4 protein-coding genes are annotated in these 12,308 nt (G+C 65.1%); 2 read left to right on the plus strand and 2 right to left on the minus strand.

Annotation, left to right across the window (positions count from 1 at the left end; translation table 11 throughout):
• Positions 1–75: 75 nt before the first annotated feature.
• Together V7787_RS38485 and V7787_RS38490 are read right to left on the minus strand one after the other, a co-directional pair.
• The gene (locus tag V7787_RS38485) at positions 76–732 is read right to left on the minus strand and encodes a hypothetical protein (protein ID WP_336092803.1); all 657 of its coding nucleotides are present in this window, start codon (positions 730–732) and stop codon (positions 76–78) included.
• Positions 725–10,963, minus strand: a complete 10,239-nt coding sequence (locus tag V7787_RS38490) for a two-partner secretion domain-containing protein (protein WP_336092805.1) — start codon at positions 10,961–10,963, stop codon at positions 725–727. The genes V7787_RS38485 and V7787_RS38490 overlap by 8 nt, the downstream gene beginning before the upstream one ends.
• Before the next feature lie 406 nt (positions 10,964–11,369).
• Here V7787_RS38490 and V7787_RS38495 point away from each other — a divergent pair, with 406 nt between their 5' ends.
• A complete protein-coding gene (locus tag V7787_RS38495; RefSeq protein ID WP_215057316.1) occupies positions 11,370–11,534 on the plus strand; it encodes a LiaI-LiaF-like domain-containing protein in 165 nt (54 codons plus the stop codon).
• Positions 11,535–11,547: 13 nt separating this feature from the next.
• Positions 11,548–12,291: a LamB/YcsF family protein gene (locus V7787_RS38500; RefSeq protein WP_336092806.1), complete on the plus strand. Its 744-nt coding sequence runs from the start codon at positions 11,548–11,550 to the stop codon at positions 12,289–12,291.
• Positions 12,292–12,308 lie beyond the last annotated feature (17 nt).

Below are 12,308 nucleotides of genomic sequence, written 5' to 3' on the forward strand. Positions count from 1 at the left end.
CTCTGCAAATGGTTGTCGCATAGCTATATGCGTAGTGCCGCACCAATCGATGCGGCGGCTCGCTTCATCACTACCCTATGCGGGCTCGTAATAGACCTTTCGCACCGAAAACGAATCGCAGATATCCGCGTAGTCTCGAACGTCGCGGACACATGCATCCCAAGACTCTTTTGAATCTATCGATTCGATGCGACTGATGATCCAGTCCAGATCCGCAACGACCTGAGTCATCACCGGAAGCTTCATCTCCGCCTTGATCCAGGTCTTTCTTCCAATAGCGAATTTGTACAAGACCTCGAGCTTGGCCCAAGCAAAATTCTCGATGCTTCGGCACAACGCTTCCAGCGAACCGTCGCCATAAAAGAAACGGACCGACGCGGCATAGACGGGAAACGCCTCACCGAACTCGGCGCCGCCGAACACCTGATTCCTGGAATTTCTCATATGGACGTCTATGCCTTCCCATAGATCGTCCATCTCTTCCTGCAGCTCCTCGAAACCGAGCGGCATCGATATCACGGGCTGGTCCAGGTTTTTCCACACGAACAGATCCAGAGGCTTGCGCAGGTTCGGCACTTCTGGGTACTCGCAATCCTGAAGACAGAATTCTATGAACCTGCCGCTCGCATGCGCGCAAAAGGCGGCAACAATGCGCTGACCAGCCATTCCAAGCGGCTCGATTCTCTCGAACAGAAGGCCTGTCTCCTTCCAGTTGAAAGCACTGCTACTCACGATAACTTCCCCATCGGTCTTGGCCACTCCCCAGCTTAGAGGGCTTGCCCGTAAATTGCACTCCTGGCGCAGTCGATATGGTTATACCCGACGAAGTTTGAAAAATAGTGCTGTTATTGGCGCAGTTCAGGCAGATTGGCTTGCTTGGAGCAAGCACAATCGAGGCGATTTTCGCGCCAGGCAACTCGCGTTGAATCGCGCTTGTCACCAATGTCACCGTATTGCCTTCGCCATGGAACAAAGGGAATCCTTTTTCGAGAGGGACGATTCCCTCCTCGATCATTCTTTGCCTGACGGCGGGCGACAATTGCGTGCTGCCGCTTTGTCCTCCGACCAAGACGCTTGTCCCATCCTCCAGGGTGACTCTGGAGATATTGATCGTCTTGCGGTCCCCAGCGAGCACCCCCAAAGACTTGGCGATGTTGACCAGATCGGCATCGCCCGCGAGCCTTGAAGCGTCGGCCACATTCACCGCCTTGTTCGCGAACTCGATGGACTTGACGTCGTCCGCAGTGAGCTTGCCGGTAACAGCCTGGACCACTCTTTGGGCCTTTTCGCCCTGCGTGACTGGTTGAGCTGGATTCGTGCTCTGCGGCGGCGGCTCCGGCTCACTGCCCCGCACGCGAAGCCAACGCTTTACCGCCCCGACCACAGCCCCGGCAGCTCCTTCCGAGGCCATGGCGATGTCGAGATTCATCGCCGACGACGTCTTCAGCTCGCTGACGCTGGGAACCTCACAATCAGATATCCGCGCGCACGCGAGCTGATAGTTGATGTTCGCCATGTAATAGCTGTTCTTGACGAGCTTCATTCCACCGAGATCGCCCTCGGCCTGGAATTTCTCGTACATCCCGGCCCATTCCTTCTTGACCGCCGCGAAGGCCTCCACATTCTCCTTGGTGGGGTTTTCCAGCATCGCCCTATGAGCTTTGTTGAACCCATCCAGCATTCCCTGCTGATCCAAGTCCAGGCGATTCCATTTATCGGCGATCGCCTTGCAATTGCCTTTGGCCTCACACTCGGCGAGTTCTTTTCGCTTTTGGATCTCCTGGCGGCCGGTCAAGAAGTTATTGGTGACCTCGTTGAAGGACCCGACAGCGCCCGATGTACCGGCAACGGCGCCACCCACAGCTGTGGTCAAGCTCGCGACCAGAACGTTGCGCGTCGTCTCGTCCAGATTCAGGCCGCCGACCACCCGATCGATCGTCGGAGCGACCTGAGTGCTGAGCACGGCACCGGCGGCACCCGAAGCGCCTCCCGTCAACCCTCCGATGACGGCATGACCCGCGGCACGGCAGAGCCCATCCGCGGACCAGCACCCCACGGCCTCCTGATCGCCCCTGTCCTTTGCCTCCTGCAACCGTGTATTGGCGACAGTTGCCCAGGTACTCGTCGCGTTCTGCCCGAACTGCTGAGTAATCTGAGCCTGTGTCTGCACGTCCTTGATGATGGCCTGCGTGTTCCAGTCCTTGATCAAAGTACCCGCGCTGCTGACGTCGCCTGTTCTGACGCCCGTACTGCCGGCGATTCCCGAGATCCCGCTCGCGGTCACGCTTGTCTGGCTGCGATCGTAGCTGCCCACGCCAGCACCACCGGCAGGACGAGTGCTGGCCACACTGTTGCCGTTCGCGTCCTTGGGCGGGGTCAGGTACCAGCCTGCTTCCTGTCCAGGTGTGGTCTCGGTTCCCACGGTCGGCCTGGTGCCATAGCCTAGCGGCACGCTGGCTCCGACCGAGTACGCCTCGCCATTGGAGCGGTTGACGTTTTGCAGATCCGTCATCGTCAACGTTCCGCCCGTGCGGAAGACATTGCGATTGTTGTCGATAGCCGCCTGGGTGCTTTCGATCACCGCGCCTACGAGGTTGGTGTTGCCTCGCACGTTGACGTTGAAGCCGCCGTCGCCGGCGCGGATGCCGGCTTGAGTGCCGGGGCTGACGTAGAAGCCATTGGCCGAAGCGCCGGCAGCGTTGGCCGATGGCAGCACGATGGCGCCACCGCAGATGGGCGGAACGCAAATGCTCAAACCGAAGCCGCTGCTGGATTGGCGGCTTTCGCCCACGCTCACGTCCTGCAAGGTGGTGATGTTCAAATCACCTCCCACATCGGCGGTGACGCGCTTGCCCTCGACGACAGCACCGTTCAGGGTCAGGTTGCGCCCGCTGGTGATGTTCACGCCGGTGCCGCCCGAGACTACCGTCGGGTTGTAGGTGATGCTGTTTTGATTGTCGCGGCCTTGGCTGCCCTGCACGCCCAACTGGATGCTGAGACCGTTCTGCGCTCCGCCGCCGAGGGTCACGCCCACGCTTGCGCCGTTGCTGGAGCTTCGACCCGCACTGACCGTGGTGCTGCGACTGGCCTCCAGGATGATGTCGTTGTCCGCCGCCAAGTTGACGGTATTGCCCGCGGCGATGGTCGAACCCACGGTGTGGATGTTGGAATTGGCGCCACCGCCGCTGGCGACTATGTTGACGTTGTTGGCTCCCATGACGCTGGAACCCACCGCGGTGGTGCTGTTGCTGAAGGTGGTGCTTTGCGCGTTGTTCCGGCTCAGACTCACGCTCACGCCATAAGTCAGCGGAGAGGCATTGGCGCCGCTGGCGAGGTTGCTGACGCCGTCGTATATCTGCTTGCCGGTCATCGCCATGTTCAGGGCCGCGAGGCCTCGCGCGCGATTGCTGCTGGTCTCGCTCATCGCCGACAGGGAGTTGCGAAGCTGCCCCAGGGTTCCGCTGCCGCCTCGTTGCAAATCGTTGGCGCTGACGCTCATCCCAAGCGCACCCACGCTGGCGTTGCCGCCCAACTGGCTGCTGGAACTACGCTGTATGCCGACCGCTTGTTCGGTGTTGTAGGCCTCGTTGATGGTGACGTTCTTGGCGAGGATGTTGACGTTTCCGCCCTGCGCTATCCCGCCCTGGCCCGCGGCCATCACACTGCTCGCCGTCTGGCGGTATTCGTTTCCGGCCACCAAAGTCACATCACCCGTGAGACTGGCGACTTGGCTAGCTTGCTGGGTGGTGCTGACGACGGCGTTCGCACCGAAGCCTCTGACATTGCCCAGGCCAGGTTGCTGCCAAGAGCCAATGAAGCCGCTCTTGCTGCTGGCCGAGGAGTCCATGTTCAGCTCGGTGTTCTGCGCGCTCTCGATAGTGAGGTTGCGCCCGGCCGCCATGGTGATGTTGCCGTCGGCCACCACTGTGGCCGCCTGCAATGTCGTGTCGCGACCGCTGGCGATGGTGAGGCTGCCCGCCGACAAGTTGGATCCCACCGCTTGAGTACTGAGATTGGCGCTGGTGCTGTTGCCCGAGCTCTTGCGATTACCGTAACCACCTATCGGGCCGCCAGCGTCGGAGGCGACCGCCCAGGCCCTGGACAGAGCCGTGCTGCTGGTACGCGTCTGGCTGGCGTGCAGTTCCTGGGTAGTTCGATTGGCGGTGGTGAGGTTGACGTCGCGTCCCGCCGACAGGCTCATCGCGTCCTCGGAGAGGAGCTGAGCAGCCTGGAGGTTGATGTCGTTGCCGGCCACGAGCGCTACGTTCTTGCCGCTCAAACTGCTGGAAAGCACTTCGGTCGTGGTGGTGCTGTCGAAGGTGCTGGAGCTGGTTTTCTTGAACAAGCTCTTGGAAGAGCTCTGCGTCGCGGTCGAAACGCTGGTCGTCGCTTGGCCGGCCGTGACATTGATGTCGTTCTTGGCCGAAACCGCCAACGTGCCATCCACGCTGGCCACCGCTCCGGCGCGGATGTTGACGTCGTTGCCGGCGGCCAGACGCACATCCCCCTGCCCCTGGATGACTGCGCCCACCTCTCGGCTCTCGGAAGAAATACCCGCGACCTTACCGTTCGCGACCGCGATGGTATGGCCTTCGCTCACCGTGCTCAGGTTGACGTTGCGTCCAGCCCCCACCGACACACCGCCGGCGCTGACCAGAGCGGATGCGATGAGATTGGTATCGCGACCGGCGGAAGCGACCAACGCGCCGCCTGGGTTGCTCACATAGACACTGGCTACGCGATCGACCGCCGTGCTGCTTCCGGCAGTCTGCGTCGTCGTCTGTATGTTGATATCGCGTCCCGCGGTCAGCACCGCGGCGTCCCGCGCCACGATGCTTCCGCCGATATTGTTCAGGTCGTTGCGAGCATTGATGCCGATGCCGCCGCCGACGACGCGTCCGCCGAGATTATTGAAGTTCTCGGCATTGATCGACACGAGCGAGCGACCGGCGATGGTGCCGGTATTGGTGACATCGCCTGCGCTGTCGATGTAGGCGGCATCCGCGCTCAGCAGCGCTCCCGAGCCGTCGATGTCTCCAGGACGAACCCGCACATACACCTGCGGCACCAGCACACGCTGAGTCCCGCCGCCCGGCAGCGCGACGGTCTGCTCGACCAGCCAGACGATATCGCTGGTCAGCTGCGCCATCTGCGCGGCGCTGAGCGCTATGCCAGGCGTAAGGCCATATTGTTTGGCGAACGTGGCGCCCGCGCTCATCAACGAGGTGTACTGCTTCTCATCGCTGTCGAAGCCTTCGAGGAAGCGATAGCCCGTGAGCTGCGCGATCTGCTCGCGAATCAGCTTCTGCTCGTAGAACCCATCACCCAATCGCTTGAGCAGATTGTTCGGATTCAAGCCCAGGCTGTTGAGCAGGTAATCGCTGCTGGCCCACTGACGATAATTGGCGAAGCGCGGATCGGTTTCGACCAGATAGCGGCTGCCCGCATCCGGGCGCAGGCCGAACAGACTGGCGCTGGGAACGGTGGCGCCGGGCGTGCTGGTACGCACGACCATGGGCACGTCCTGACTCTCGCCTGCACCGCCGGAGCCCGCCGCACCACCGGCCGCGCCGACGTTATCGCCGGTAGCGCGGACGACCGCGCCTACATTGGCCGGCACTTCCACTATGGTGGCGGGACCGTTGCCGCCATTCACACCACCCACGCCGCCGGCACTGCCGGTCGTGCCGCCTACGGGCGCGACGCCAGCGTTGTAGCCTTTGGTGGCGTTGATATTGCCTTCGTATTTGTACGCGCCCAGCAGGACGGTTTGCGGCGGCATATCGATCGGGATCGGCACCGGAGTCTGGGATTGGCCGGTGTGGTCGACCGCCACCGCCAAGCCGGTGACTTTTCTCGTGCCCTGCAGTTGCTCGGACACATAGGAAGTCGCCTCGATCGAGCCGCCCGCCAGCACTTGGCTATCCTGATTGAACAGACGTCCGATCACCTTCATATCGCCGCCCGCGACGATCCGGGACGGATCGACATCGGTGGCCGTGTCTTCGGTGGTCGTCAGCTGGTTGGTCCAGACGGCATAGCCGCCAATGCCTACGAGCTCATTCGTGCTCTTGAGATAGACCGAGCCGTTGATGGGATCGAGCACGACCTCATCCAAACTGTACATGGTGGTCCGCCCCACCCCGCTTCCGACGTAGGTGATGGGCGCGACACCGACCAGAACGCTGGGAGTTACCGTCGGCGTGCCCTTTCTGATGTGCACGTCGCGATTGTTGACCTCGGCCATGGCGATGAGCAGATTGTCCAAGGACTCGATCTGCGCGCTCAGGTTGTTGAGCGCAGCGCCGTGCCCGGTCGCCTTGCGATTGGCATCCAACCCACCGCCGATGAACAAATTGCCGCCGCTGAAAATCAGCGAATGCTCGCGATTGTTGACCACGCCGGCGCCGATATCCAGAGCGCTTCGCGCGGCGATCGTCCCAGACTTGGTGATGCCGCCGATCGTCTCGGCATCGTTATTGACCGTGCCGGCCGCGATGGAGATGACATCGCCGTAGATGCGTCCGGTACCGATGTTGTTGAGCGTGCCCGCATTGATCTGCGTATTGCGCCCATCGATAACGCCGCGGTTGTTCAGCGTGCCGGCGTTGACCACGGTAACGGCGCCGGCGATGTCGCCGTTTGCGGTGTTCTCGACCGTGCTGCCGCCGACGGTCAACCTCTGACCCGCAGCGAGCTTGCCGTTGTTGGTGAAGTTGCCGGTGGTGACGTAACTCAGATTGCCGTTGGCCGCGACCTCGCCGTTATTGACGATGTCCTGAGTCAAGGCAATGCTCAGATCCTTGCCCGACAGCGCGCGTCCGTCGCCGCTGTAGCGCGCCGCGTCGATGTTCAACAGCTTGTCGGCCACCAGCGTGCCGCCGGTGTTGATCAGGTTCAGCGTCTTGGCGCCGGGATTGGCCGCGTTTGGGTCGACGACGGCGACCGTGTCGCCGGCCGAGATCAGGCCGTTGCTGTTGTTGACGGTGCCGGCGCTGACGATCTTGGCGATCAGGTCCGCGCGGACCGCGCCGTTGCTGTTGTCCAGATTGCCGACGCCGAGGTTGACGTTCTTGCCCTCGATACCGCGCTCGGCCCGGTTGGTGTTGGCGTTGACGATAATGCCGGCATTGACCGTGGCGGTGCCTAGCGAGCGGATCAGCGCATCGCTGTTGTCGACGCTGCCGGCGTTGAGGGTGAGATCGCTCTTGGCCAGCAGTTGCCCGTTGCGATTGTCGAAGCCGGCGCCTTGGGTATTGATCGCGACCGTCGATTGGCCCAGAACCAGGCCGCCGCCGGTGTTGGCGAAACCCTGAGTATTCGCGGTCAAGGCTTCCTTCGCGCCGATGTAGCCGGCGGCGTTGCTCACCGCGCCAGCGTTCAGCGCCAACGTCCCGCCGCTGCTGATGCCGCCCTGCTTGGTGGCGTGGCCGGCCGCGTTGTCGTTGACCAGGCGCTGGCCGCGGGTGTCGATCGACATCGCGGTGCCGGACTGGATCAAGCCGGCGCTGTTGTTCAGCGCTCCGGACTTGAGCTCGACGGTCTTGACGCCGGCGATGGTGCCGCGCGCGTTCTCCAACGCGGCGACGCCCGAGTCGATGGCGATGCTGTCGCCGAAGATCTTTCCGTCGGCGTTGTCGAGGCCGCCGTTGCGCAAACGCGTCGCGCCGCCAGCCTGCAGAGTTCCGCCCGCGTTGTTGGTCGCGCCGCTGGTGACGACATCGAGCGCGCCTGCGACCGCCGCGACGGTGCCGCCGCGGTTGTCCAGGCTGGCCGCGTTGAGTGCGGCATTGCCATTGGCGGCGATGGTGCCGGCGCGGTTGCTGGCGGCGCCGCCGATCTGCGCGTTCAGATCGCCGACCGAAGTGAGGCGGCCGGCGTCGTTGTTGAGGCTGCCGGCGTTCAGGCGCAGATTGCCGCCCGCGCCGATCTCGCCTTTCGCGCTGTTGTCGACCGCGCCCACGACCGCGAGATCGAGCTTGGAGCCATCGGCCGCGCGCAAGATGCCGTTCTGGTTGATCAGGCTGCCGGCGCTCAGCGTGGTGTCGCCGTTGCTGGCGATGGTGCCGCCGCTGTTGTCGGCGCTGCCGGCGATGGCGATGCGGGTGGCGTCCTTGTCGGTCTGGACGATTTGACCGCCGCGATTGCTCAACGAGGCGGCTTCGATCGCGATGCGCTTGGCGTTGGCGGCGCCGCCGTCCTGGTTGAAGCCGCCCGACAGGGCGACGTTCAAGCCGCCGTTGCTGACGATCCGGCCGTTGCCGCCGTTGTAGTCGCCGCCGGCGATCTTCAACGCCCCGCTGCCGGCATGCTCGATCTTGCCGCCGTTGTTGCCGATCCTCGCCGCTTGCAGGGTCAGGTCCGCGCCGTTGCTGGCGATGCGGCCGCCGCTGTTGTCGAGGGTGCCGCGCGCCAGCAGCGTGCTGGCGCCGGTGCCGGTCTGGACGATCTCGCCGCCCTGGCCGTTGCCGAGGTTGCCGACCTGGATATCGAGTCGATTGGCGTTGAGCTTGCCGCCTTCGTTGCTCAGCGTCTGAGCGGCGTTGCCCGTGGTCGCGACGCGCAAGCTACCGGCGGTGGCGACGGTGGCCTTGCGGGTGGCGATGTCGCCCTGGGTCGCGGTCAGCGCGATGTTGGCCGCGCTGGTCTGGCTGTTCGACACATCGACACTGCCACCCTGCAAGCTGGCGTCGCCGGCCGCCAGAGTGGTGCCTTGCGCGACCAGCGCGCCGCTGGCGGTGACCTGCAGCGCGCCCGCGCCGGCGAGTTTGCCGTCGTTCTGCACGCCCGCGCCCAGCACGCCGCTCTTGCCGCCCTGCACGCTGGCGGCGGCGACGGTCAGGTTGCGGCCGGCGGTGATGCCGCCGTCGTTGCTCAACGCGCCGCCGACCGCGAGGGTGACGTCGTTGCCGCCGCGCAAGCTGCCGCTGTTGGCCAGGCCGCCGGCGCGGACGCTGAGGTCGGTGTTGGCGCCGATCTGGCCCTGCGCGTTGTTCAGCGCCCCGGTCACGTTCAATTGGGTGCCGGCTTGGGCCGACTGGATGCTGCCCTTGCTGTTGTCCAGCGACGCGGCGTTCAAGCTCACGCCGCGATTGGCGACCAGGTTGCCGGTGTCGTTGATGGCGTGGCCGGCGACGTTGGCGGTCAGCGCGCCGACTGCGGAAACGCTGCCGCGGGTGTTGTCGGCGTTGCCGCCGACGCTGAGGCTGGCATCGCCGGCGCTGGTGAGCTGGCCGCCGACGTTGAAGAAATCGCCGCTGGCGAAAATGTTCAGGCTGCCGGCATTGAGCTTGCCGCCGCTGTTGTCGAAGCGTTCGACGTTGGCGTTGAACGCGCGGCTGATGTTGAGGGTGCCGCCGTGGTTGTCGAAGCGCGGCTGGTTGACGGTGAGGCTGGCCAGGCTGAGCGTGCCGCCGCTGTTGTCGATATCGGCGCTGCGCGCATCGATGTCGCCGCCGGCGTAAATCCGCCCGCCGTCGTTGCGCACCGCGCCCGCAGCGGCGATCGCGCCCGGCGATGGCGGAACATAAGGCGGCGGGATAACGCCGCCGGTCTCGCCACCGGGCGTACCGCCGCCCGGAGTGCCGGGGTTACCTGGATTACCGGGATTGCCAGGATTGCCGCCGCCCGGATTGCCCGGACCGGTGCCCGGCGTCGAAGCGATCGGTTCCAGCCCGATCGTGCCGCCCTTGTTGCTCAGCTTCGGCGCGTTCAACACCAGCGCGGCGCTGCTGGTCTGGCGCAAGGTGCCGCCGCGGTTGTCCAGATCGCCGGCGGCGCTGGCCAATTCCAGGCGCGAGCCTTCCAGCGTGCCGCCCTTGCCCGCGGCCGCGTTGCTCAGGTCGCCTTGGGTGGCGATCTTAAGATTGCCGCCGCTCGACACCCGCCCGCTGTTGCTCAGCGTGGCCGCGCTCAGGTTCGCATCGGCCGTGCCCTGCAGAGTTCCTAGATTTTCCAGGCGTCCGGCGCTGGTGACCACCAACTGCCCGGCGCTGGCCAGCGGCGCGCCGGCGACGTTGCTCGCGGCCGCCTGCACGGTGCCGGCGTTGCGCACGCCCAGGCCGGCTTCGGTGCCGATCAGTACGATCTTGCCGGCGTACATGCCGCCGAGCGCGGCGACGTCGAGCGCATAGGTCGGAGCGTTGCCGGCGCCGGCGGCCGCATCGATGCGGCTGTGATCGGCGGAAACCTGATTGGCGCCGGTCACCACCTTCAGCTCGCTCGCCCAGATGCCGGCGTTGGCTTGCACCGCGCGCGCCAGAATCGCCGCGTAATCGGTGCGGCTCAGATCCAGGCCCTTGCCGTCGATGGCGATGGTGCCGCCGCGGACCAGAAACCCGTCCAGGCCGCCGAGCGAATTCATCTGCGGCGTGCCGGTGGTCAAGGTGGCGCGGCTGGCGTTGATGAAGCCGCCGCCGTCGACCGAAATACCGGCCGGGTTGGCGATCACCACTTCGGCGCGCTGGCCGCCGACTTCCAGGTAGCCGCGCAGTTGGCTGGGATTGCCGCCGTTGACCTCGTTGAGAATGATCCGCGCCGAGCCGCCGGCCAGATTCGGATTGCCCTGCACCCAGCCGCCCAATTGGGTTTGCGCGTTGGTCCGGCTGTTGTTGAGGACCGCGCCCTCGGGGCCGACATTGAATTGCTGGTAGACGTTGCGGCTGACCCCGGCCGCCGACGGCGTCTGGATGTTCACCAGCGGCAGGCCGTTGGGCGTGGTCAGTATCACCGGCCGCTGACCGGCCGGCGCGTCGGGCGCGCCGACGATCTGGCCGCGGCTGGGCGGCGCGGCCAAGGCGGCCAGCACCACCACCAGCGCGGTCGCCGGGGCGGTGGCGCGGTGGCTGGATGCACTGGTGCCGGCGCGTGCGATGGGCCTGTCGTGGCTGAGGTCCGTGGCCGGAGAGACGTCGCCGGAATTACGCGCGACAAGCGAAGCGTTGCGGTGCAGCGGACCGTTCATGAGGGTCGTCCTTGAAAAAACTTCGGTGTGTCTGCGCCCTGCCGTTGCCGAGCATCCGACGGGCGTTCGGCTATACAGACGGCCACGCTCACGCGATCCCTACTGTCGCCCACGCTTTTTCGCGACGACGTGTCGATTCATTGACGGATGTCACACTCGAAAAATGCCTCGCCGGGCCCCGCAATCCAGATGGTTTCTGTTGAAAACACCGAAAAATGGCGCATTCATGCATATTCCCGGTGCACGCCGGCGTCCCGCCCGGCCGCTGGATCGGCGGCCACGGCCAACCCCCCCGGCCCGCGCCGCTCTATTGGGCAAATCCAGCCAGCCCACTAGACTCGACCCCGCCCCCCGCCGATTCGGCGCGGGCCAACGCCAATCCGCTCCAACCAAGAGAAACCCGCGAATGAAATCCCATGTTGTCGGCGCCCTGATCCTGATCGTCATCGGCACCTTGTTCCTGCTCAACAACCTGGGCTTCACCAACCTCAGCCTGACCAAAGTGCTGGTGACCTACTGGCCGGCGATCCTGATCGCAGTCGGCCTGGGCCTGCTGTTCAAGCGCAACTAGCGCCGCGCCCGCCATGTCCGGACGCATCGACTTCAACTGCGATCTCGGCGAAGGCTGCGGCGACGACGCCGCGATCCTGCCCTACGTCAGCTCGGCCAACATCGCCTGCGGCGGCCATGCCGGCGACGACGCGACGATGCGCGCGACCCTGCGCCTATGCCGCCGGCACGGCGTCGCCGCGGGCGCGCACCCGGGCTACGACGATCCCGAGCATTTCGGCCGCCGCACCTTGCCGCTGAGCCGCGACGAAATCGGCATGCTGATGCTCGGGCAACTGGCGCGGCTGGCCGCGATCGGCAACGACGAAGGCGTGCGGCTGACTCACGTCAAGCCGCACGGCGCGCTGTACAACCTGGCCGCCGACGATCGCATCGTCGCCGAAGCCATCGTCGGCGCGGTCGCCGCGTTCGATCCGAACCTGATCGTCTACGGCCTGGCCCAATCGCAACTCACCGACGCGGCCGAACAGGCCGGCCTGCGCGCCGCGCACGAGGTGTTCGCCGAACGCGGCTACGCGGCCAACGGCCGGCTGCTGCCGCGCGGGCAAGCCGGCGCGGTGATCGAATCGCTGCAAGACTCGATCCGCCAGGTGCGCGATCTGGTCCTGCACGGCGAAGTCGAAGTCGCCGGAGGCGGCCGCATCGGTTTGCGCGCCGACACCCTGTGCCTGCACGGCGATCGCAGCGATGCGCCGCAGTTCGCCCGCGCGGTGCGCCAGGCCCTGGAAGCCGACGGAATCCAGGTAGCCGCGCTGTGACCCGCGCGCGTTCGCGC

Source organism: Pseudomonas sp. CGJS7, assembly GCF_036961695.1.